At 41.7% G+C, this 23,076-nt stretch carries 21 protein-coding genes; 8 read left to right on the top strand and 13 right to left on the bottom strand.

Going from position 1 to position 23,076, the window contains the following annotated elements; all coding sequences use genetic code 11:
- Nucleotides 1-14: 14 nt before the first annotated feature.
- The 5 genes from ACOQON_RS07365 to ACOQON_RS07345 all read right to left on the bottom strand — a co-directional run bounded on the left by ACOQON_RS07365 (nt 15) and on the right by ACOQON_RS07345 (nt 7,218).
- A complete protein-coding gene (locus ACOQON_RS07365; RefSeq protein WP_420578281.1) occupies nt 15-3,146 on the bottom strand; it encodes an efflux RND transporter permease subunit in 3,132 nt (1,043 codons plus the stop codon).
- 3 nt (nt 3,147-3,149) lie between these two features.
- Nucleotides 3,150-4,307: an efflux RND transporter periplasmic adaptor subunit gene (locus tag ACOQON_RS07360; RefSeq protein ID WP_420578280.1), complete on the bottom strand. Its 1,158-nt coding sequence runs from the start codon at nt 4,305-4,307 to the stop codon at nt 3,150-3,152.
- Nucleotides 4,308-4,501: 194 nt separating this feature from the next.
- The gene (locus tag ACOQON_RS07355) at nt 4,502-5,347 is read right to left on the bottom strand and encodes a universal stress protein (protein ID WP_420578279.1); all 846 of its coding nucleotides are present in this window, start codon (nt 5,345-5,347) and stop codon (nt 4,502-4,504) included.
- Nucleotides 5,348-5,365: 18 nt separating this feature from the next.
- The gene (locus ACOQON_RS07350; RefSeq protein WP_420578278.1) at nt 5,366-6,277 is read right to left on the bottom strand and encodes a universal stress protein; all 912 of its coding nucleotides are present in this window, start codon (nt 6,275-6,277) and stop codon (nt 5,366-5,368) included.
- 83 nt (nt 6,278-6,360) lie between these two features.
- Nucleotides 6,361-7,218 (bottom strand): universal stress protein, encoded by an 858-nt coding sequence (locus tag ACOQON_RS07345; protein ID WP_420578277.1) that lies wholly within the window; start codon nt 7,216-7,218, stop codon nt 6,361-6,363.
- Between the two features lie 182 nt (nt 7,219-7,400).
- Between ACOQON_RS07345 and ACOQON_RS07340 the strand changes: the two genes are divergently transcribed.
- Nucleotides 7,401-7,931 carry a cysteine dioxygenase gene (locus ACOQON_RS07340; protein ID WP_420578276.1) on the top strand — a complete coding sequence of 177 codons (531 nt, stop codon included), beginning with the start codon at nt 7,401-7,403 and terminating at the stop codon, nt 7,929-7,931.
- 64 nt (nt 7,932-7,995) lie between these two features.
- Here ACOQON_RS07340 and ACOQON_RS07335 read toward each other — a convergent pair whose 3' ends face one another.
- The 3 genes from ACOQON_RS07335 to ACOQON_RS07325 form a co-directional block, all read right to left on the bottom strand.
- Entirely contained in the window at nt 7,996-9,009 is a 1,014-nt protein-coding gene (locus tag ACOQON_RS07335) for a hypothetical protein (protein WP_420578275.1), read from the bottom strand.
- On the bottom strand, nt 9,006-9,338 hold the full coding sequence (locus tag ACOQON_RS07330) for a cupin domain-containing protein (RefSeq protein WP_350206946.1): 333 nt from the start codon (nt 9,336-9,338) through the stop codon (nt 9,006-9,008). The genes ACOQON_RS07335 and ACOQON_RS07330 overlap by 4 nt, the downstream gene beginning before the upstream one ends.
- Nucleotides 9,339-9,536: 198 nt before the next feature.
- The gene (locus ACOQON_RS07325) at nt 9,537-10,688 is read right to left on the bottom strand and encodes a hypothetical protein (RefSeq protein WP_420578274.1); all 1,152 of its coding nucleotides are present in this window, start codon (nt 10,686-10,688) and stop codon (nt 9,537-9,539) included.
- Between the two features lie 129 nt (nt 10,689-10,817).
- On the opposite strand from ACOQON_RS07325, the gene ACOQON_RS07320 reads away from it, so the two are divergent.
- The 7 genes from ACOQON_RS07320 (at nt 10,818) to ric (ending at nt 19,080) form a co-directional block, all read left to right on the top strand.
- Entirely contained in the window at nt 10,818-12,824 is a 2,007-nt protein-coding gene (locus tag ACOQON_RS07320) for a hypothetical protein (protein WP_420578273.1), read from the top strand.
- A gap of 36 nt (nt 12,825-12,860) precedes the next feature.
- Nucleotides 12,861-14,666, top strand: a complete 1,806-nt coding sequence (locus ACOQON_RS07315) for a hypothetical protein (protein ID WP_420578272.1) — start codon at nt 12,861-12,863, stop codon at nt 14,664-14,666.
- Nucleotides 14,667-14,677: 11 nt separating this feature from the next.
- Nucleotides 14,678-15,604 carry a quinolinate synthase NadA gene (nadA, locus tag ACOQON_RS07310; protein ID WP_420578271.1) on the top strand — a complete coding sequence of 309 codons (927 nt, stop codon included), beginning with the start codon at nt 14,678-14,680 and terminating at the stop codon, nt 15,602-15,604.
- Nucleotides 15,601-17,160 carry an L-aspartate oxidase gene (gene nadB, locus ACOQON_RS07305; protein ID WP_420578270.1) on the top strand — a complete coding sequence of 520 codons (1,560 nt, stop codon included), beginning with the start codon at nt 15,601-15,603 and terminating at the stop codon, nt 17,158-17,160. The genes nadA and nadB overlap by 4 nt, the downstream gene beginning before the upstream one ends.
- A gap of 120 nt (nt 17,161-17,280) precedes the next feature.
- Nucleotides 17,281-17,742, top strand: a complete 462-nt coding sequence (locus ACOQON_RS07300) for an acyl-CoA thioesterase (RefSeq protein ID WP_420578269.1) — start codon at nt 17,281-17,283, stop codon at nt 17,740-17,742.
- Nucleotides 17,743-17,864: 122 nt separating this feature from the next.
- Nucleotides 17,865-18,296 carry an RrF2 family transcriptional regulator gene (locus tag ACOQON_RS07295; RefSeq protein WP_420578268.1) on the top strand — a complete coding sequence of 144 codons (432 nt, stop codon included), beginning with the start codon at nt 17,865-17,867 and terminating at the stop codon, nt 18,294-18,296.
- 46 nt (nt 18,297-18,342) lie between these two features.
- On the top strand, nt 18,343-19,080 hold the full coding sequence (gene ric / locus ACOQON_RS07290; protein WP_420578267.1) for an iron-sulfur cluster repair di-iron protein: 738 nt from the start codon (nt 18,343-18,345) through the stop codon (nt 19,078-19,080).
- Nucleotides 19,081-19,205: 125 nt separating this feature from the next.
- On the opposite strand, the gene ACOQON_RS07285 is transcribed toward ric, so the two are convergent.
- The 5 genes from ACOQON_RS07285 to ACOQON_RS07265 are packed head-to-tail and all read right to left on the bottom strand — an operon-like array spanning nt 19,206 to nt 23,033.
- Complete coding sequence (locus ACOQON_RS07285) at nt 19,206-19,988, bottom strand: ABC transporter permease (RefSeq protein WP_420578266.1); 783 nt, start codon at nt 19,986-19,988, stop codon at nt 19,206-19,208.
- The gene (locus ACOQON_RS07280) at nt 19,985-20,683 is read right to left on the bottom strand and encodes an ABC transporter ATP-binding protein (protein WP_420578265.1); all 699 of its coding nucleotides are present in this window, start codon (nt 20,681-20,683) and stop codon (nt 19,985-19,987) included. The genes ACOQON_RS07285 and ACOQON_RS07280 overlap by 4 nt, the downstream gene beginning before the upstream one ends.
- Nucleotides 20,680-21,906, bottom strand: coding sequence for a nitrous oxide reductase family maturation protein NosD (locus ACOQON_RS07275; protein ID WP_420578264.1), 1,227 nt, complete (start codon nt 21,904-21,906; stop codon nt 20,680-20,682). The genes ACOQON_RS07280 and ACOQON_RS07275 overlap by 4 nt, the downstream gene beginning before the upstream one ends.
- 57 nt (nt 21,907-21,963) lie before the next feature.
- A complete protein-coding gene (locus ACOQON_RS07270; protein ID WP_350206956.1) occupies nt 21,964-22,410 on the bottom strand; it encodes a nitrous oxide reductase accessory protein NosL in 447 nt (148 codons plus the stop codon).
- Between the two features lie 8 nt (nt 22,411-22,418).
- The gene (locus tag ACOQON_RS07265; protein ID WP_420578263.1) at nt 22,419-23,033 is read right to left on the bottom strand and encodes a hypothetical protein; all 615 of its coding nucleotides are present in this window, start codon (nt 23,031-23,033) and stop codon (nt 22,419-22,421) included.
- Nucleotides 23,034-23,076: the final 43 nt, after the last annotated feature.

The raw sequence follows: 23,076 nt of genomic DNA, 5'->3' as shown, positions 1-23,076 counted from the left end.
AATAACCAAGGTCTCTATGCTGTTTGAAGCTCTTTCTCTTCCACTTCAGGCAAAGGGTTCTTGTCAATGGCTTTCAAAACATCATCCATGATCATATAGAGACAGGGCACGATAACCAGAATAATAGCTGTTGCAAACACAATTCCAAAACCAAGTGAAATAGCCATGGGAATTAATTGACGAGCTTGACGGGACGTTTCCAATATGATCGGTGTAAGCCCTCCAAACGTTGTTAAAGTAGTCAAAACGATCGGACGGAATCTTCGAACCCCGGCGTGTAGGATCGAATCAAATGCTGGTACATCCCCCCTGTTCTTGTTTGCGAAATCTATCATTATCAATGAGTCGTTGACTACAACTCCGGATAATGCAATCACTCCCATCAGACTAACTAAAGAAAGATCATATCCTAGCAAAATATGTCCGATTACTGCACCCACGATTCCGAAAGGAATGGCAAACATGACAATGATCGGCTGGGCATAATTGTTTAGAGCAATCGCTAAAAGCGCATATATGATTAGCATCGCCAGTGCAAATCCACTCCAAAGTGCCTGAGTTGATTCTCGCATTTCGGCCTGGCTTCCCTCGAATGTCCAGGTTAGACCGGGAAAGTCTGCACGTAGCTGAGGAAGCACATCTTCTTTAATGGATGCCAGTACTCGCGTCTGTGCATTGTCAGGCTCCACGTCCATTCCCACATTGATCACTCTTTTTCCATCCCGGCGGTTGATGCTCGTAAACGTTTCACCCTGATAGACTTTAACTACATCGCTTAGCGGAACAATTGCACCGTTGGGGGTCTGAATGACAAAATCTTCCAGGTTGTTCAAATCCTTTCTTTCATACTCAGGCAGCTTCACTCGTATTTCGGTCTCATTAATCCCTCTCAATTGACGTATGGCCAAAGCACCAAAAAATGCATCCCGGATCTGCTGACCGACGTAACCGGGGGTTAACCCAAGGCTTCTCGCTTCAGGCAATAGTTCAAAACCAAATTGAAGCTTCCCCTTATTGTAGTTGTCATTGAGGTCTTTGGTCTCCTTGTATGGCTCCATTCGATCCAGAAAGGCTTGACTGGCTCTTTCAAGCACATTGATGTCCGGGTGACTCAAATCCACGCTAATGTCCTGCTGCCAGCCACCGGGCCCTCTCTCGGCTTCAAACGTGATCTGATCAACTCCTTCGATCTCTCCGATATTGTCACGCCACAATTGAATAAACTGCCTGGCTGTCATATCACGCTGGTCAGGTGGTTTCATGACCACTTCCACATCGATAAAGCTCTTTCCTCTCACATTGGTTTTTACACCTTCGGCGACCTTATAGAGATCATGCTTTTCAAACATCGCAATGGTAGAGGTGGTAATTTGTTCTGCAATGGCTGATGCCTGATCTGTGGTTGTACCAACCGGTAGCCTAACGCCAGCCTCAATTTCATCTGCGGCATCTTCCGGCATCAGCACCATTCCCATATGACCGCTATAGCCATATCCACCGATCACAAATAGTAGCGCCAAAGCTGCAGTTAACGTGATATATCTATTTGATAAACAAGTAGATAAGAATGGTCGATAAAGCCTATCTATAAAAGCATTAAAAACCTTCGCAACCTTTCCCTGTACCCATTCCAGCTTCCTAACAATGTTCAATGGGTTCTTTTTGGGCTTGTGAGCCACATGCGAGGGAAGAATGAATAAGGCTTCAAAAAGCGAAACAGCCAGTACCACTATCACCACTGCCGGAAGTGGCCACCAGTACTTTCCTGTAGTGCCGGGCATGAATAGCAATGGCATGAAAGCAACAATGGTTGTAAGAATACTAAATATTACCGGACGAGAGACGTCCTTAGTCCCGGCTATCGCAGCATCTATGAACTTATATCCCTTCTGACGATATTCATAAATATTCTCTCCCACAACTATCGCATCATCCACGACAATACCCAGTACTACTAGGAATCCAAACATGGAAATCATGTTTACACTAATATCGATCACAGGCAGGAATATGATCCCTCCGATAAATGAAATAGTCATTCCCATCATTACCCAGAATGCCAAACGATACTCGAGGAATAAGGTAAGGATGAAAAGCACAATGACAATTGCCATGAGTCCGTTCTCTGTAAGGAGTGAAAGACGCTCACGATAATCATCTGCCCGATTACCACTGATCCGCACCTTGACACCAGGTGGTAAAAGTGGCTCATAATCAGCCAGTATCTCCTTGACAATTGATTCAATTTCCAATGGGGACTGATCCCCAATCCGGAAAATTTCAAGTTCTACAGAGTTTTGCTGATTAAATTGTCCGTGAAAACCCTCCTCTTCGAATCCATCAGTGATGGTAGCAATATCACCGAGTTTAACAGTCGCTCCGGACTGTGATGATATGATATCAATATTTGCGAATTGTTTGGCCCATATTTTACGCTCCTGCATCCTCAGGTTGATCTCTCCTGCCTCTGTTTCGATCGCTCCGGCTGGTACATCCAAGCTGGATTGACGGATGATATCGGCCACTTGCCCCAAGGTGATGTTATACTCGAGAAGCTTATCTCCGGGTATTTCAACATGGGTGACAAAGTCAGGAACATTTCCAATCTCTACCTGTGTGATTCCGTCATTGCTTAGTAAGATATTTCTAAGTTGTTCCGCTATGGTCCTAAGCGTCCATATATCCACATCCCCGAAAAGACCTATTTCCATGACATCCCGCTGAATAGCCTGGAGACTGACTCTTGGCTGTTCGATATCGTCAGGAAACGTTTGAATACGATTGACCGCCTGATCAATGTCCTGGAATGCCTTCATTCGATTCGTACCGACCACCAACTCTACAGAAATCTGGCCTGATCCTTCTCGTGCGGTTGATGTTACTTCTTTGATTCCCTGTACTCCTCTAATGGCCTCTTCCACAGGGAGTAAAATGCCTTCTTCTACTTCGTTGGGTGAGGCTCCCGGATACGTAACACTCACTTCAACAATGTCCAACTGAAACTGGGGCAATACCTCCTTCTGAATCGTAAACATGGTCCAGATGCCTCCTGCCAAAAGCAATATCATCATGAGGTTTGCGATCACAGAGTTTCTCGCAAAAAAACCAATCACTCCTTCCCTGTTATCCAATTGCTGATCTGCCATTTCTTATTTAGTTGTCATCTCCTCTGTTCGTACAGCTGCCCCTTCTACTACCGTAGAGAGGTTTGTTGTAATGACCTGACTGTTATCATCCAGACCATCATTGACATAGGCGTACACATCGTCTTGAAAAAGGACAGATACTTCTTTGATACTTAATTTCTCATCTTCCATCACCCAAACCGTGTTGCCCTTTCTTAAATGATCCCTGTCCAACCTTACGACTCCAACTAACTCTTTAGCAGGGATCTGAACCTCGACAAAAGTGCCTATCATCAATGATGGATTCGTTTCAGTGGATTGCATGGGGTTTTTGACGGCAATTAATACCTGGGCAAATCTTGATTGAGGGGTAAGCGCTCCAATCAATTTAAAAAGCCTTCCTCTTCGCTCCTGATTTTCAGCCCATGAGTTATTCTTGATGATAACATCTTCTTCCTTTGACTCACTGTCCAGGTTGATCCAGCTCACCTTGGAAGGGGGCACATTGACATTAACCCAATATTCGCTTACTCCAACCATTCGGGCCAACTGATTACCGGGAGTAACCTGAGATCCTTCATTTACCGAACGGGTTACAATATGCGCATCGAATGGGGCCTTTAGAACTGTACGCTGCAGATCCAGTTTTGCCTGCTTAAGCCGGGCCTCAGCGGTTTTTAGATTTGCTTTAGCAATATTTAGCTGTGGTTTTCTCAGTAGAAGATCTTTATTCTGTACATCCTCAACATCCATCTGAGCCATCTGATAGTCATTTTCAGCTGCTTCCTGTTGTCCGAGTTCCAGCTCATAATTGGATTGGGCGATCAAGAGGTTGCTTTCTGCCAGGGCCACATTGTTGATATAATCTGCCTGATCAATTTTGATGAGTGTTTGTCCTTCCAGCACTGTGGCACCAGGCACAAACTTCGGATGAATGTACTCCACCTCACCCGTCACTCTGGGACTTAATATGATATCTTTTGATGCCTGAACCGTACCGGTAGCCCGGATCATCGGACGGAAATCACCCTTATTTACCGAAGTGACTTCCACCAGCATGGCGGTCTCACGGGTAGCCCCTTCACGTTCAGCTTCCGGCTCAGTAGAAAACGTCCAATAGATCAAGCCAACACTCGCCAGAATGATAATGAGAATTGTTAAAATCGTTTTATTTCTATTCATTTTCCTGAAAGGTAGAAAATCAATCTAATGACTTTTTGAAGTTACTTGTTGTTTTACCAACTATGAAACGATTGGGATGTTTTGCAAATCTCGAACTGAGTAACGGAGATTGTTGTCGAACAAATGAGAGCGGTAAGACAACAAAAAAGCCCCTCCGGAGAACCGAAGGGGCTTAAATGGGATTTAAAACCGAATCACAAATCAAGTATCTTATAAACCAGAATCGGAATTTTTGATTCATTCACTACGTCTTCTGCAATAGAGCCTCCAATGATATGCGCAATACCCTTTTTGCCATGTGTGCCCAGCACAATCATGCCCGCTTTCACTTCCTCAGCGAATTTCACAGCTCCCTCATCTGCAAAGTCAGCATCTATGGAGTTTAGTGTGAAATCTTCAAAATGATTTCGTTCAGAAAAATGCTCTAACTGCTTTTGCGCCTGCCCTTCGTCTAACCAGTTATATGGTGTTTTTACTTTAACAATGTGCATGTTGATGCCCAGCAACTTTTGCATGTCTTTAGCATGATCAGCAATGAGATCTTGCTCTTGACTTAGGTCAGTGGCATATGCCATGCTCTTAATGTCTTTGAGATGAGTCTCCCCTTTAATGATGAAAACAGGACACTCAGCATGCCGGATCATACGCTCTGCATTGGAACCAATGAATACCTCTCTTAGTCCAGATGATCCTTTCGATCCCATGATGATCCAATGGGCTTTCTCCTCGGCAATCAACTTACTGATATTCGTAAAGGCATTTCCATATTTCATATGAACAGAAACTTCCTGGCCAGCATCAGAAACCCGTTTGGACCATTCATCCAATTTATTGTGTGTCGCCTTGATAAACTCTCCGGTGTAAAATGCTTCCATCCCGGAGGTATTAACCTCGCCGGTGAAGCTCAGGTGTCCTACAGGCATTTCTATTACGTGAACAAGTACAATTTCCCCTTTCACTTTTTCATTGAACTCAATCGCGAAATTGAGGGCATGAGATGCCATTTCAGAGAAATCAACCGGTACGATTATTTTTTTCATAGGGTGTATTATTAGATTTTAGGAAGTTAACACTTCAATTTTTTTGTACTCCGGTTTTCCGTGAGCATTCTTAACGCTGCTTAAACTAATGGATTTTTCCTTCTTATCCATTTTAAATGACCACACCGGCATTTTGATGTGATTGACGGTATCCTCAGTCAAGCTACCAGATAACCAGTGCGAAATACCCCGGCGAGCATGTGTAGGCATAGCAATCATGTCTGCGTTGGTATCATCTGCATGCCACAGGATTCCATCTGATGGAAACACGTTTCTAACAACAGAAAACTCAAAATTGGAGATACCATGTTCCTTAATAAGGTCACTTAATTCTGCACTTACTTTTTCTTCATTTTCAATGTTGTGAGGAGTTTTAACCCATAAAAACTCAAGGTGTGCATCAAATTGCTTTTGCAATACTGCAATTTCATCAAGGAATGAACCTTTTATTTCTCTGATATCAAGAGGAATAAGTATCCTTTTAATCGTGTCAATATTACTTGCCGCAGGAACCGAAATAACAGGACATGGTGCATGCCTTACAATTCTCTCGGTGTTAGACCCAATCAAAACCTCTTCAAATCCGGACGCTCCATGTGTGCCAATAACAACCAGATCATATCCCTCCTCTTTTGTCAAATCCTTCACTGAGTTTAATAGAGAAGATTCATTTACGAGCGTATTGATCTTTAGTCGTGTATCAAATTGCTTCACAAACTTGTTCATCTTCTCATTCATCGCCTCTTTGACTTCATCCATCATGGATTTAGCAGTGGTAAAGGAGGTGAACTGATAATCAGTGAAATAATCAAAATGAACACTGTTTAGCAGAGTGACTTTTGCATCATTCTTTTCAGCAATTTGCAGAGCAAAGCGAACTGCGTTTGCGCTTACATCTGAGTAGTCTACGGGAACAAGTATCTTTTGCATGGCCTTAAGTTTTAATTATTTTAAAGTTAAGCTGGATGGAAACGGGCTAATATGACATTATAAAGTTATTCAGATGATTTTAATCAACCTTCCAGCTTCAATCGTTTTTCAGATTTATCTATTTTAAATGACCAGACAGGTATATCCAGGTGGTTTATGGTGTCTTCTGTCATACTTCCTGCCCACCAGTGCGCAATTCCCCTCCTTGCATGTGTGGCCATGGCTACCATATTTGCCTTCGAATCATGCGCTTCAATAAATATTCCATCACTCGGATGGATGTTTTCTACAACAAAGAACTTATAATTTTCTACTCCAATCGCATTCAGAATTTTAGATAACTCCTGACCTATTTTATTTTCGTCCATGTTTGCATGAGATCCTTTCACCCAAATAAACTCCAATTCGCATTTAAAAAGCTTTTGCAAACGAGCTACCTGAGATAAAAAGCTCTCCCTTACTTCACGCACGTCAATTGCCACCAGTACTTTGTTGATATCATCAAATTTCACCTCTTCCGGAATAGAGATCACCGGACATGAAGCATGACGGGCAATCTTTTCTGTGTTTGAGCCAATAAACACTTCCTCAAGACCGGATGAACCTCGTGTGCCCATCACCAGGAGATCAATTTGTTGCTCTTTGCTTAGCTCTTTGATAGCATTAAGCATTGAATTTGATTCTACACGAGTTTCCAAATTAATATTTGACCCCAATGTCTTCACGAATTCCTCCATTTGGATCTTAGCATTTGCCATAACTTCATCCATGTTCGATTGAATGGTATCTGTATTTGCGTATTGGAAATCGTAGGTATAATCAAAATGGACACAATGCAATAGCGTAACCTCACCTTCTGAGTGTTTTGCCAAGTCAGCGGCGAAGGATGCTGCATACCTGCTTACGTCAGAGAAATCTACTGGTACAAGGATGTTTTTCATTGTTGAGTTATTTAACATGCTAAATCAAAGGTGATATTTTCAAATGGGCAGCCGAATGATATAGACCACATCAGCACTTGATTTTCCTCATGCTCCTGATGAATATCATGATCAAGGCTATAAATTGTCAATTCTTTATGCCATTTCCATTATTACCTTGGTTCATCCAAAATAATACAATTATGGAGGCAATAAAAACAGTAAAAGAATTAGTGGAGAAGCTGTCTCAATGCGAGGAATGTAGCAATCACGTTTTAGATGTGATCAATAAGATCAAAATACCGAGGGAAGAATTTGAAAGATTCTATTCATGGAGTGATGACAGGTATGCAAGAAACGTAATAGCCAGGAATGACGATTTTGAAGTGCTTTTGATTTGCTGGGAAAAAGGTCAGTCCTCTCCTATTCATGACTTCAATGCGCAGGAAGCATGGATTCACCCCATAGAAGAAGTGCTAAGAGAGGAGCGATTTAAAATCAATGAAGAAGACGATCGGTTGGAAAAAGTGAGTAATGTTTTGCTTGGAGATGATGAGTTTTCTTACATGAACCAGATCGGCATACATCGTTACTCCAACGCAAACCAAGGTCGTTCAGTAAGCCTAAACATTTACCGTGAGCCAGTAACAGAATGGCACGTTTATGATGAGGATAGCTCAGACAGTACCATGATGGAAACGTGGGAGAATAAGAACTATAACTTATTAGGTTAAGATTGGTATCTCTATGATTGATTAATCCGCTATAACAACTGCTTTCTATACGGCTTTTGGACATTCAAGGGTCCGTTCTTTCAGCCATCATGCGATTCCTAATCGCTTGAAATAGCAAAGAAGTAACATACAGGATAATGGCTAGCAGGTTCAGGATACCGCCAATATTACGCGCCAATTGTATCTGAAATAGATCTCCGATGATTAACCGGGCAAATAATCCTATTGATAAAAAAACCACCAAGAAATTCGGATGCGTTTTCATTTCTTCCAATCCAAGCTTTTTCAATAAGGCGTCTGGAGCATTGATGAAAATCATGGAGAAAAAGAAACCTAAAAAGAACGCATGAAGAACCAGATCATAGCTATATAGGATGTAATCAGAGAATAAGGAACTAATGCCTGCGATCAACAGCCATGAGTAGGCCATCAATACCGCCGCTAGATGTTTGCCTTTATATTTTGATTCCAAATAACCTAACCTAACACTCAGTGCTATAAGACCTATCCCATAAATGGCTTGTCCATACCCATGGAAGCCCAACCAGAAGGAGAAGAAAATAGCAAAAGAAAGTACCAGACTAATTACATCCTCTTTTCCCATTTTGCTCAATCGGGTTCCGACAATAAGCATCAGGATAAACACGATCCAAAATGGAACTGCGGCAGGATAAAAGCCATTTTGATAGAACTTAAGATTGCCAATAAACCAGGATAAAAGGCCAACTAACTGGTAGACACCATTTTGTGATCGTTTCTCGACCAGTTGAAGTGTCTCCTTCAAAAACAGAATTCCAACATTGACAGCCACCAACAACAGTCCGAATTCAAAACCCATTAAATAGAGTGTAAGACCACTAATTAATAATATTAGACCGATAAGTATCCATCGATCGTTTGGTTTACTTAATAAGCGCTCAACGGTAATGACACCTCCGCCAAACCCATTAAGCATTAAAACTCCATGATGAAATGAAAGTGGAAAGTAGATGAGTCCAAACCGGCTGAGACCGGTAAACAGTCCGAGGATGAGAAAAACAGGTATGCCGATTGCTACAAGAAGCTTCAGCTTACTCATTTAGGATCTTTGATCATGATCAGCATCATCTTGAAAGGCTTGATAGCCTCTACTGCATGAGGGATCGTGGCTGGCATAAGGATCATTTGCCCTTCCCTTAATTCATATTCTTCACCTCCAATGGTGATCCGACATTTGCCATCAACGATGTAAGCCAGGGCATCAAAGGGAGCTGCATGCTCACTCAAACCCTGACCCTTATCAAAAGCAAAAAGGGTGGTATTTCCGTTTTTGTTTTTTGTCAGTGTTTTACTTACCACCGCATCATCGGCGTAATTGACTTCATCTTTCAGTGTGAGAACAGTAGCCGGTTTGATTGAATCTTTCATATGCATTAATCATTTATAATTGAAACAGGACCCTGATTCATAATTTGATGCCTATCAGTTCTGGCAAAACAATTCCTGGTTTCCTGAATACACAAAGCTCCGGAGAGTGAGGAGATGATCTTCTGATAAAATGCACAGTATGAAATGATATAAATCAATTTTACGCGTGACTCCCAAAATCCATTTAAAAGAAAAAAATCATTTATAGCTCAATAAATTCTCTATGGATGAATTTGAGCGAAGGTCTCTATAAAAGCAAGCACTTTTCTTATGCTGCCTGTGGTCAAAATCACCCCATAAGTTCCTCACATCTGAGTTGGACTCCAATTCTTTTGTACTTTCCACATACAGCACCCCACGCCGGATTACTGCCGGTATGATCTGCTCAAATATTAGTGCATGGACTCCCCTATGTTGAAAAGAAGGTTTGACTGCAATAAGCAGAAGGTCTACGGTATCGGATTTTTTCAAGGCCCTGTGCAGTTGCCAATAACCAAATGGAAAGAACCTACCATTCATTTTCTTCAGTGCTTTCGAAAGATCAGGCATCACCAATCCAAATCCCACCAACTCACCGGTATTGTCCTCAATCAGTGAGAAATAATCCCTGGGAATAAGTTGGACGAATTTTTGATATAACTGTGCAAATTGTTCCTGCGAAATTTCAGAAAACCCACTGATCCCTTGGTATGCTTCATTGATTAACATGCGAATAGCTTCCGAATACCCTCGGAGCGCATTTTTATTTTTGATAGCCACCTGTTTCAAGCCATACCGTTTGCGGATGGTTTGGGCTCCTTTTATAAATTTTTTCGGAATTTCCTTTGGCACCTGAATCCGGTACTCCACCCAATGAAATTTGGACTTGTACCCCACTGCCTCCAGCAATTCTGCATAATATGGATAGTTGTAGTTTCCAAACATTGTAGGTAGTTCATTATATCCACCCACCAGTATGCCGGAACGATCAAAAGAATTGAACCCAAGCGGTCCCTTCAAACTATAAATCTTTTCGTGTAAACACCACTGCTCCACGGCGGATAGCAAATGGTACAACACCTCTTGGTTATTGATAAAATCCAACCATCCAAAACGAGCTTCCATCAGTGATGGATCTGTGTCACATGGCTTTATAATACCTGCAATTCTACCTACAATCCGTCCTTCATCTTCAACAACCCAATATCTGGATCGTGCATCTTTGAATGCCTTGTTGTGTTTCGGGGACAAGACATTCAATTCATCCTGAATTAAAGGAGGAATATAATTTGCATCATTACGATAAAGCTCCATTGGAAACTCCACAAATTTCCGCAACTTGTTGTAGCTATTAATTTCTCTTAGTTTCATTTTCTATCATTTCCCTTTCAAAATTAAATGATATTTATAATAAAAGATATAATCATCTTTATATCATTAATAAAAGAATCAATATATTTGACCCGTAATAACTATCACTCACTCAAAAACATGATTCCTATGAAACTTAAGTTCAAACTGACTGATGACTTTGTTGAAAAATATCAAAATACAGATCCCAAATTTGGCTTTAATGGTCTAGGGCTACTCACCTACTACCGTACCTATTCTCGCCTGAAAGAAGATGGTACAAACGAGCAATGGTATGAGACAGTCAGACGTGTGGTTGAGGGGTGCTATTCGCTTCAAAAGGAATACATCCTGAACAATGACCTGGGTTGGAATGACAATAAGGCACAGGAGTCTGCTCAGGAAATGTATGATAGAATGTTCAAGATGAAATTCCTGCCTCCAGGCCGCATGCTATGGGCTATGGGCACTCCCATCATTCACGAAAAGAAAGTAGGTCAGGCATTATTTAATTGTGCGTTTGTCTCTACCGACCAGATGGGTCGATCGCTCGAAGATGCCACCTTGCCTTTCACTTTCATGATGGACATGAGCATGGTGGGTGTAGGTGTGGGTTTTGATGTGGCCGGAGCTCAACGTTTGAAAATCTACAAGCCACAATCTGAAGAAGAAGTGTTCATCATACCGGATACCAGAGAGGGATGGGTAGAAAGCCTGCGAAGACTATTGGCCTCCTATTTCCAACAACATTTTATCGGCACTCCTGGATTCACCCTTCGTTTTGATTACAGTAAAATCCGTTCAGCTGGAGTCACAATTAAAGGTTTTGGAGGAATCTCCAGCGGCCCGGCACCTCTGGAAAATCTTCATGAACAGGTACGAAGTGTACTGGAGAAAGAGCATGATAAATACATCAGCCTAACAGTCATCACTGATATCATGAATATGATTGGCCAATGTGTGGTGGCTGGAAATGTCCGGCGAACCGCACAGATAGCTTTAGGAAATGTAGACAATGAGGAGTATCGAAAACTAAAAGACTACAGCTGGGATGCTGAAGAAAAAATCTATACAGGATCACGAGCAGAGCGAGCTGCCTACGGTTGGGCATCTAACAATAGTGTCTTTGTAGATAATCAAACCGAATTCGAAGAAGTGGCTAATCAAACGGTAATCAATGGTGAGCCTGGCTACATTTTCATGGATAACATCCGAGCGTTTTCCCGCATGTGCGATCCTGCCGATTACAAAGATTCAAAGGCAAAAGGCACAAATCCCTGTGGTGAACAGTCACTCGAAAGTTTTGAGCTATGTTGTCTGGTAGAAACTTTCCCGTCCCGTGCAGAATCAAAAGCTGACTATTTGCGGACATTGAAGTTTGCATATATGGTAGGCAAAACCGCCACTCTTGTTTCCACCACCTGGCATCAGACCAACAGGGTACAAAAACGCAATCGCAGAATCGGAACCTCAGTGACAGGGGTAACAAACTTCATCGATCGGAATTCGCTCGAAACTTTGAGAGATTGGCTACAGGATGGCTACCATGAAATTCAGAAATGGGATGAAATTTATTCTTCCTGGTTGTGCGTGCCTCGAAGTATCAAAACTACGAGCGTAAAGCCTTCCGGTACAGTTAGTCTACTGGCTGGCGTAAACCCTGGGTGTCACTTTCCTGAGTTCGATTATTACATTCGTCGGGTACGTATCGCTAAAACCTCTGCCCTGGTGCCCGCACTGGAGGAAGCCGGACTCGATATTGAAGATGACGTGATGGATAATTCCTCCGTTGTTGTATCCTTCCCAGTCCACAATCAAGGCAGGAGCCAAAAGGATGTGAGCATTTGGGAACAGGTAAGTCTAGCAACATTTTTGCAGACCTATTGGTCTGACAATCAGGTATCCTGTACGGTCACTTTCAAACCGGAGGAAGCCAATCAGATTGCCCCCATCCTCGATTACTTCAAGTATTCACTCAAGTCGATCAGTTTCCTTCCAAAACTCGAAGTAGGTGCGTATGCACAAATGCCTTATGAAGCCATCACACGAGAAAAATATGTGGAAATGGCCTCTAAGCTTCAACCGATCCGATACGTAAATCACGAAGAAGATGCCGAGGCTGAAAAATTTTGCAACAATGATGTTTGCACCATCTAACTCAACACTTAATACATATCCAGTAAATCACATATAATGTCTTTACATACATTCCATATCCCCGTAATGGGTTTAGCTTTTACCATAGACACTCCTATTAAAGTCGCTCATTACGGCATTAATTCTGTGATCTCTATCATTGAGGATGGTCTTATAGAAAAAGTACGAAAAGTTTACAGCAAAAAATATAACGTTCCCTTTATTCCGATTAAGGATCAGGATGAAGATTCGCGAGCTACACGTATTACTACATATTTAAACCTGGTTAAAAAGATTGTTGATGAGAAGATTAATAAATTCAGGCAATCCTGTTCATTAACGGAAGCGCTTCACTACCTCGATTTATTACCGGATCAATCCGATATTAAGCAAGGCTTTTTAAAATTAAAAACGAAGGGTTCTGCTGATGATATCATCCACTATGCCAGATCCCATGCACAACCAGGGACAATAGATGTAAATATCATGACAAAGCTGGACAAGGTAAACTACGAGAAAGGGAAGCCCCTACCTTCAATCTACAATGATGCGCATGCTTCTGTTAGGGGCTTTGCAAATAGTGATTTAAACTCATCCCTCGTATTATCAGCAGGACTGAACCCGGCATTATATAGTTATTTGTCAAATTTTGATGATTTTTATCCAGACCAAAATGGAGCTTTCAAAAAGAAGATCATTCTAAAAGTAAGTGACTATCGGTCTGCGATGATCCAGGGAAAGTTTTTGGCAAAAAAAGGACTATGGGTTTCCGAATTCAGGATAGAGTCAGGTTTAAACTGCGGTGGGCATGCGTTTGGAACAGAAGGACATTTAATGGGGCCAATTCTGGAAGAATTTAAAAACAAACGAGCGTCCCTTCCTCAATCGATATATGATGTATATCAGGAGGCACTCATAGAAAAAGGTCATGCACAATTATCTGAAATTCCAGCCTTGAAAGTCACTGCACAAGGGGGAGTGGGTACTGCCAACGAGCATACGTTTCTCCTGAATTACTATGAACTGGATGCCATCGGCTGGGGGTCGCCATTCCTGTTGGTGCCAGAGGCCACCTGTGTAGACAGTCATACCCGTGATCTCATTAAAAACGCCAAGGAAGATGATCTATATCTTAGTGGGATCTCCCCTCTTGGGGTTCCCTTTAATAATTTAAGATCAAACACAAAGGATCAGGAAAAACAGCAAATAACTGCACAAGGAAAGCCGGGAAGCCCCTGTGTGAAAAAGCACCTTTCTTTCAATACAGAATTTACAGAAAAGCCCATCTGTACGGCATCCAGAAAGTACCAACATTTAAAAATCAAAGAATTGGACGATCGTGGACTGATGGGCCAGGCCTATGACAAAGCGTACAAAAACATTACTGATAAAGCCTGTATTTGTACAGGTTTGGGAACCTCTTTTTTAATTGAAAACAAGATAGACACGAAGCAAGAGGGAAATGGGGTGTCGGTATGCCCCGGCCCCAACATGGCTTATTTTGATAAGAATGTCTCACTCAAAAAGATGGTGGATCATATTTACGGTCGAGCCAATATCATATCACGAAAAGACCGACCACATATGTTCATGAAAGAATTAGGGCTTTACCTGGATCAATTAAAAAAAATGGTCGATGAATTTCTGAATGAAGGCACGACCAAGACCGAAAAGAAAATTCAGGCATTTATTTTCAATATGAAAGATGGAATAAATTATTATCAACATTTGCTTGGTAGAAAATTGAATCTCCCGGAACCTGAAGCGCATGCATTCTTTGATTTTCTTGAAGTTGCACAAACGCAGGTTGCTGCTCAAACTACAAGATTCGATTTGAAAGCCCTCTCACTGAGGATGAATTAATTACTTGCATAATGGCACTGAACATTAAAGAAAAAATCAAAGCACTTGCCCGCGCAAAAAATGCTATCATTCTTGCTCACTATTACCAAATACCTGAGATACAGGATGTGGCTGATTATATAGGTGATAGTCTGGATTTGTCCAAAAAAGCTATGGAGACCGAAGCGGAGATCATCGTTTTTGCCGGGGTTAGATTCATGGCGGAAACTGCAAAAATTCTAAATCCCGAAAAGAAGGTACTTCTTCCAGACCTTTCAGCAGGATGCTCACTGGCCGATCATTGCACACCTGAAGCTTTCCGGATATTTTTGAATAACCATCCCAATCATGTGGTGGTAACTTACATCAATTGCTCGGCAGAGATCAAAGCAATGAGCGATTATGTGTGTACCTCAGCCAACGCCGAGGCAGTAATTGCGTCTATCCCTCCTGATCAGCCTATCATTTTTGCTCCGGATCGAAACCTGGGTAATTACCTGATTCGGCAAACGGGAAGGGAGATGGTGCTGTGGGATGGAAGTTGCGTAGTTCATGAAGCTTTTAGTATAGACAAACTACTGGCTCTGTATCGGGAGCATCCGGAGGCAAAAATCATTGCCCACCCCGAAAGCGAGAAGCACCTGCTTCAGGCGGCCTCCTTCATTGGATCCACACGAAAAATGATTGACTTTGTAAAAACAGACACTGCCAGTACCTATATAGTAGCGACTGAAGCAGGTATTTTGTATGAGATGCAGAAGCAAGCTCCGCATAAGCATCTAGTCCCAGCCCCGGCAAAAGAGGACAATAGCTGTGCCTGTAGCGAATGCGCGTACATGAAAGTAAACACCCTGGAGAAATTGTACACCTGCTTAATACGTGAGGAACCAAAGATAGAACTCAGTGATAGCTTAATAAAGCAAGCGCATCAACCACTTAAGAGAATGTGTGAAATGTGAGAAATGATAAAAAATATGATTTACTTGTTGTAGGCTCAGGCATTGCCGGTTTGATGAGTGCAATCAATGTAGGATCTGCAAATAAACAGGCCAGAGTTGCAGTAATCACTAAATCCGATCTGGGAACTACCAATACCCGAATGGCTCAGGGAGGTGTGGCAGTTACACTCAGTGGCAATGACAAAGCACTTGAACAACATGTACAGGACACACTCCGCGCTGGTGCAGGGTTGTGCAATGAGTCCGTGGTGAGAATGGTAGTCGGTGAGGGAGCTAGCCGGATTGAGGAGTTGATGGCTTGGGGGGTACGCTTTGATCAATCTACGCTGCATTTGTATGACATGGTGCGTGAAGGTGGTCATTCAACCTCACGCATCCTTCATCACAAGGACAAAACCGGTGAAGAAATCCAACGTGTACTGCTACGAAAGGTGCATAATATGCACAACGTGCAATTACTTAGCCATCATCATGCACTCGAATTGATCGTTGAAAACGAGATTTGCTATGGCGCCCAGGTGCTCAATGATCTTACAGGTGAAATACAACCGTTCTATACATCTTCAACTCTACTGGCGACCGGCGGCATTGGGCAGGTATATTGCTATACTACTAACCCAACCATTGCTACCGGAGATGGCATTGCTATGGCTCATCGTGGCGGTGCACAGATTGGTAATATGGAGTTTATCCAGTTTCACCCTACTGCTCTTTATTCGTGCAAAAGAGAAAGCCCTGTATTTCTTATTTCTGAGGCAGTCAGAGGATTTGGCGCCTATCTGAGAAACAACCGACATGAGCGTTTTATGCATAAATATGACGACCTTGAGGAACTGGCGTGCAGAGACAAGGTGGCACAAGCCATCGATAAGGAGATGAAGCATGAATTAAATGACTTTGTGTACCTGGATTGTCGTCACCTGGATAAAGAGTCTTTTGAAAATGGCTTCCCAAACATTAGCCGGAAGTTAGCAGATAAAAATCTTGACATCAGCAGCGACCTGATACCTGTCATGCCTGCAATGCACTACTTGTGTGGAGGTATCAATGTGGATAAACACGGACAAACATCCATAGGCAACCTGCTAGCTTGCGGAGAATGTGCAAATACCGGTATGCATGGAGCCAATCGGTTGGCGTCCAATTCTTTATTGGAAGCGATGGTCTTTTCACACAGGTGCGCTAATCGTGCGTTGGTGCATATAACTGCAAATTCATGTTCAAAGCCAGATAAGCTATCGGCGAGCTATTTAAGAAAGGAGATGAATGCACCTTTTCTCGATAGCCGGAAGCACTCTATACAATCAGTTATGGAAAGATATGTGGGTATAAGCCGTATGGACAATCAGTTGGTCCATGCCTTCAATACATTAGTGGAACTGTCTCAAGAAATCGAGGATTATTATCATACACATAAAATTTCGCTGAAATCCTCAGAACTCCGGAACTTAGCCACCGTAGCACAGCTAATTGTCCGGCAGTCTATAAATAGGAAAGAAAGCGTGGGGTCGTTTTCGAAAGAGTACAATGAGGTTTTGAAATGTGACTTTAATTAGAAATTAGGATCGGTTTTGATTTACCGGGAGTTCCAACCGCCAAACGTTTTTTCTCCCACATTAAATATTAGAATTATTTGTAATAAAAATTAAGATACTTAAACGCTAAAATTTGATATTATGCAGATCGCCAATAAAAAAGTAGCAGATTCCGTTACCGATGTGACCTATATCGTCATGCCTAATCACACCAACCCACTTGGGTATTTGCGTGGAGGAATGCTGATGGAGTGGATGGATATAGCCGCAGAAATAACAGCTCAAAAACATGGTCATTGTGTGGCGCTGACCGCATCTATTGACTCTGTGTCTTTCGATGGCCCCATCAAATCCGGTGATACGGTGTACATCAGAGCCAGCATCACCCGAGCATTTACTACTTCAATGGAAATTTTTGTGGAAGCCTGGGCATCAAGCCTTCCGGACATGAAGATGCATAAAACGAACGATGCGATATTCACCTTTGTCGCAATTGATGAATCAGGAAAGCCGGTAAAAGTCCCAAGCCTTGAAGTAGAGACTGATGAAGAGAAAAAACGATATAATGCGGCGCTGAAAAGAAAAGAAAACAGATCAAAATAATCGAACACTATGTCAATGAATTCGATAACCTCTGCACCATTTACTTCGTTAATTAAAATAAAAGATAAACTTATCTTTTATTATGTTTATTATTTCTATTTTTGTAAAAACAATGATTAATTATGTTCTCGAGAACCTGCGAATATGGCATCAAAGTAATGGTTTATCTCTGGCAAAGGGATTATAGCACTACTCCATGGGCAGGTGTACAGGAAATTGCAGACGAGATTGAATCACCCGTATCCTTTACAGCCAAGGTGTTGCAACAACTAACTAAACAGGGCCTGCTTAATTCCGTTAGAGGTCCCCACGGAGGATTTGCTCGTATTAGTAACAAGACCATCACATTAGCTGATATTGTCAAGGCTATCGACGGTGAAAAAATCATGAAGGATTGTGTCTTGGGATTCCGGGAATGCTCTTCAGAGCAACCCTGTCCGGTACATCATAAATTTGTCGGTGTGAAGGACTACCTCAAAGAAGTATTAACAACAACTGAAATGGATGAACTTACGGAGCTCTTAAGAGAGGGTAAAGTGGTACTAAAGCAATAAAAATTTTATTAATTAAAGGATATAAACATCTTTAAATCTTATTTATATGGAAAATTTAGCACAAACTAAAGTGAGCAAGATTGTAGCTCAGAATTATAAAACAGCACGCGTATTCACCAGGTATGGAATTGATTTCTGTTGTAATGGTGGTATACCTTTGGAGGAAGCCTGCGAAAATAAGCAAGTAGACTTACGTGAAATAGAGAATGATATTTCTGAGGTGCTTTCCACTCCTATTGAAAATGATTATCAAAAAATGGATCCTACTGAGCTGGTAGATCACATTGTGAATATCCATCATGACTATGTGAGCTCTACCATTCCGGTTTTGCAGGCCTACCTGAACAAACTATGTCAGGTACATGGAGAGCGTCACCCGGAGCTTTTCAAAGTGAATGAATTATTCGATGAAGCAGCCATTGCCCTGCTCTCTCACATGGAAAAAGAAGAGTTTGTTCTATTTCCATTCATTAAATCTCTCGTAGAAGCATCAGAAAACCAATACCCACTTTCAGAGCCCTACTTTGGTCACATTGAAAATCCGATAGCGATGATGGAGCATGAACATGCCGAAGAAGGCGAGCGGTTTAGAAAAATAGCCAGAATAACCAATCAATACCAGCCTCCTTCAGACGCTTGTCAGACATACAGAGTGGCGTTCGCTTTATTAAGCGAATTTGAAGAGGATCTTCATTTACACATTCACCTGGAAAACAACATTTTATTTCCAAAGTCCATTGAATTGTTCAAAGAGTATTTTGAGCAGTCAGGTGCTGTGGTTTGATGGTTTAGTTTATCATGAACCCGATTCCTGAATAATTCATGGAATCGGGTTTTGATATTGAAAACAGTTTCAGAAGAAGTTTACGGCAAGCTGTGCTGTTCAGAGAATATTTGAATTGAAAGCACTTAGAAGTCCTTTCTGAGTGACTTTCTCAGCATGATTGAGACAGGGATAAACACCCATAGCAAGAGCACCCCAATCGAGATAAATAATCCTGAGCTGGTGCCAAAGAATTTCTGAAACAATGCGCCTGTATATCCGAGAAGTGCGGATATCTCCAGCTTCAGTAAAATCATGATCCGACTCAAATCAATCGGATTGAAGAGTGATGCACCCAGAGCAAACTTGTCCAGAGGATAGTCTCCAAATACGATCAATGAGATCATAAATAGGCCATCATAAATCACCGCAAAAAAGAGCCACATCAAAATGGCATAGCCGAATCCTTTGATTTTGTTAGAGTTACCAAGACCAATATTAAGGGACAAAGCCACGAAGATGAACGTGAGAAAAGTACCGGAGGCTAATAATGTGATAAAGTTGCCTATCGCATCCGACTGGGTGATTCCATACAAAAGAAATGGTATGCCTAGCCCGATGATTAAACTCATGGAAAGTGAAAGCGATAGACCTAGATATTGCCCAAGGAAGATGGTTGATCGCTTCACTGGCTGTGAAAGCAGTAGCTCGGTAAACTCTCGAGAGTTGTAGAAATACATAATTCCAAAGATGGTTCCGATCATGGGCGTAAGTACCACAATGATGTTCATTAAGGTAATGGTAGCTTTTGATAGATCTGAATTGAGAAACAATAAAACGAACCCCAGCAGCATGTAAAAAGCCAGGTAAACGTAGCTCCATCTGCTGCGCATCAAATCGTAAAAGCTGTATTTAAGTATCTTAATCATGACTTTAGCATCCTTGCGATTGCGTGTTCCAAATCTTTTTCATTCGTCTGCTTCTGCATCTCTTTCAGCGTTCCCTGAAAATGAATCTTACCATCTAATAGAAAGATGATCTCTTCGGCCACCTCTTCTACCAGGCTCATGATGTGTGTGGTTATGAGAATGGTTTTCCCTTTTTTGCGCTCCTCATCGATCAGCTTTTTCAGCTCAATCATTGCCACCGGATCCAATCCGGCTGTAGGTTCATCCATGATGCAGATATTGGCATTAAACATGAATGCTAAGACGATGTTCACTTTCTGCCTGGTACCCCCCGAAAGGTCTGATAGCTTCTTGTCGAGAAATTTTTCCAATCCAAAACGTTGAATCAGCTCCCCCTCTCTACCCTTCCGATTTCGAATATCCAGAATCATCTTGATAAGTTCGTTGACGGTCAAGTTCTCCGGAAAACGAGCAATTTGTGGCAGGTAGGCAATGTCTTTGCGATATTCCCAGCTTTTGTGAATCGTTTGATCATTTACTTTCAGCTCTCCACTGTTTGGTATCACCATTCCTAATATGGTTTTAAGCATAGTGGTCTTGCCCGAGCCATTGTGGCCGAGAATCGCAAAAACACCTGGTCTATCGATGGAGAAGCTGACACCTTTCAGGACGTCCAGCTTACCAAAGGTTTTATGTAAATCTGTTACATGAATCATTTGAATGCTTTCATTGCCGGTGTTTGATCCACCAGGTTGTCAGGAGTAAAAACAGGAGAAACCTTTTCGGAAAAATTCATAATATCCACAAAAAGGCTTCTTAGTAAAATGATGGTTTCAGGGGTTTTATTCACAATGTATGAAAACAACTTCACCGGACGATACGGCACATCTCCCACACCATCTTTGTCCAGATCGTAACCAGTATAGTCCCCCCAGTAATTCCCATCAAAGGTGTTGTCATTCATTTTTGAATTGTAAGACACATCGAAGGAATTGCCTTTGAAGTCATTTCCGGTGATCCGGTTGGCATAGCAACCTCCGGATACCTTAATCGCCCACCCATTTTTATTAAATACATTACCCACATAATTAATGCGGCTTGTACCGTCTATAAAAACGGCTGTCGTATTTTCAGTGAACTCATTATCCAGTACTTCAGCATCGTAGATTTCTTTTAATAGAAGCCCATAACTTGCTGGTCCCCAGTTGTTTATAAAGACATTGCTTTTCATGATAATAAACTTGGAAAACATGACTGCTACCCCTGCTCCATTGTGTTCAAATCGATTCCTGATATAATCATCATTGTTGGAAAACATGAAATGTAATCCATATCGAACATTGTCATGTGCGTAGTTTTCCTCAATAATGCTTTCATCCACAAACTCCAGGTAAATGCCATCCCTCATTCTGTAAACTTCATTGTCACGTATCTGAAGGTTGGAGCAATGCCATGCATGAATGCCATTCCCAGCTTCGTCTTCTTTGACATTCTCCCCATACACCAGGTTATTTCTGATGATACCGTGACTGGATTTCTCAATGAGCAATCCGAAAAAGGGGTCGATTACTGTGCAATTCTCAATGAGAAAGGAATTGGCTCGGAAAGCATAGATCGCAGCATAGTCTTTCGTGTAGCTTTTACCTGCATTGATAATTTTCAGCCCGGAAATAGTTATGCTGTCAGCAAGTAACTTTAAAACGTAGCTTTTATTCTGACCATTCAATATGGCGCCTTTTTCTCCAATCAGAGTTATTGGTTTGGTTATTTCAATATCCACTACTGGATAAACACCGCTTTTAATAATAAGGGTATCATGAGGCTCAGCAAGGTTTACTGCTTTTTGCAAATCCTTGATATCACATCTTGGGCAAACAATGGTTTGCCCGCTGATATGATAAAAAATCAAAGCAAAAAATAAAGTAAGTAGTGATCTCATATTGGATAGCGTATCTCAGACCAATTGTAAATGAGTTTTTTTCATTCGTGTAGGCTTTTAGTTTACTTCAAATTCTGCTTTCAAAGCAGACCAATCCAGAGAAGTTCCGGAAACATCTTGCTTTACCTCGTTTCGTTTATCGGCACTTCCGAAAGCAGTTAAAAACTCACCCATTGGACTTGGAATCTCCTCTGATATAAGAAAAGCAGCGCCTGAAGCATCTGTCAATACTCCGGGATTGGCATAATCAGCTACAAGGTAGTGTCGAACCTCCGGATGATCCCATTCCTTCAGGTCGTTAAGCATACACTCAATGGCATCATACTTAAAGGCCTTACCAGTTTTTGTGACCAGTTGGGCTGCATGTTGCTTATCTACGATGGTCATTCTGCAAAAGTCACATGCGTCTGCACCATAATTGATTGGCTTTGGGCCGCTATTGCATGAAGAAATAAATATCATCATGCCAACCGCTAAAAGTATAATCACAGAATATTTCATCATTGCTTAATTTATTTAGTTGCTATCTGTGATTTTCTACCCACAAAGAACGCCACTAATGTAAGTAACATACCAAGTCCTAGTAATATCCCCCCTGCCCGTGGATACGAAAAGGCATCAAAGTTTAAAAGCTTTTTATGTCCAATGAGAGGTGGATTATATTTCATCGGCGTGCCATCTGGGTTAACGAGCTTTAATATCGCATTGGGATCCAAATCTGTTCCATAAGATACCAACCATAAATTGAAATCGTATATGCCAAGTGCTCCAAGTATACTCATTAACACAAACCATATGAGGAAAAAGACGGGCGATATTTTCTTTGTCAACCCAAGGATTCCAATAATTATACCCAGCCCAGCCATTAACCATACTACTTTTGGAAATACAGAGAACTCCCACATATCGTTGGGTTTTGGCAGTGTTTTCATACCAATGTAGTGATTGAGTCCATCGATATTCTGAATGTCAAATTCGCTCTCGCCTTTCAGTCCATTTACATGGATATCAATTCCTAAAGGCTCAGGATACTGTGGTGCGCCCAATCGAATGTTCCACATTGGAAATACGAATAACCCTAAGAGCATAGCGCTTCCAATTATCATTAAGATACCAGCCCATTTCATTAGCTTATCATGTTTTAATTAGAAATTGAAAGAAACTGTAAGA

It is taken from the genome of Ekhidna sp. (assembly GCF_965221965.1).
GTDB lineage: Bacteria > Bacteroidota > Bacteroidia > Cytophagales > Cyclobacteriaceae > Ekhidna.
Note: the sequence above shows the minus strand (reverse complement) of the source record. Positions and strands in the feature narration are given on the sequence as shown.